The sequence below is a fragment of the Bartonella sp. AP19HLJMH genome (genome assembly GCF_042196245.1).
Taxonomy (GTDB): Bacteria; Pseudomonadota; Alphaproteobacteria; order Rhizobiales; family Rhizobiaceae; genus Bartonella.
This window is the reverse complement of the sequence record NZ_JBHIPX010000083.1, coordinates 1-824: the sequence shown is the minus strand read 5'-3', so window position 1 is coordinate 824 and position 824 is coordinate 1. Positions and strand designations below refer to the sequence as shown.

Sequence of the window (824 nt, the reverse complement as noted above, 5' to 3'; positions counted from 1 at the left end):
AATCACCGTCCGCATAGTTCACCAGAAGGTATGGTTTATGACCCCTCTACAGATCTTTGGGTTGATATTTATCTTCAATCAGGGACGGGTGAAAATACGAAATCAATGTATCGTACCAATATAACAACAAACCGTAATTATACCGAACATGTAACAGATATGGCGCGTGTTAAAAAATCTTTACTGAGTGATGAAGCGTTTGCTTCTGCTATGTATGGAAGCAATGAAAAGACACATATTGTTGGCAAGAAAGAACCAACCTCTAAGGTTTCAGGTGGATATAAGGATACGGCGAATCGTCGAATGATCTCGCATATCGGTTGTGAGGATGGTTGCGGTTATGTTTGGCAATTTTTATCGGGCACGTTTCCTATACCCATAAGCCGTACGCAAAATACGTTTGAAATGAGAGCATTGTTAGGGGGTGGTAGCTGGAGTAATACAACGGATAATGGGCGTTTTACTCGAGCCGCCATGATCGTCAATGGTGGAAATGAACAAGTTGCGGCGCGTGGATGTAGCCATACGCGTCATTTTGTTTAGGAGGGAGAGATGATAGAATATCCAGAACATTTAAATAGCAAAGAAGATTATCTGAACATGCTTTCTTTTGACAAAGTTGAAACAGTAAGAAGGCTAGAGATGCTTTTGACAACGCGTTTTTATTGGTTTTTTGTCAAAGAACTCAGTGAAGGGGAAGAGGGGGTAGAAGATGATACGCATAAGGTTTGTCGAACAACAGAAATACCGTTTGATTCAAATGGTGATTTTGTCGAAAAGCGTTGTCAGTATGAATTACAGGAAAGTGAATATGCGCCGCTCTT

Annotated in this window: 1 protein-coding gene and 1 pseudogene; both read left to right on the top strand. The window is 40.9% G+C overall.

Going from position 1 to position 824, the window contains the following annotated elements; translation table 11 throughout:
• A pseudogene (locus ACFINR_RS09500) lies at positions 1-543 on the top strand (hypothetical protein); the annotation flags it as partial.
• A gap of 9 nt (positions 544-552) precedes the next feature.
• A partial coding sequence (locus ACFINR_RS09495) for a hypothetical protein (RefSeq protein WP_375654245.1) occupies positions 553-824 on the top strand: 272 nt, incomplete at its 3' end.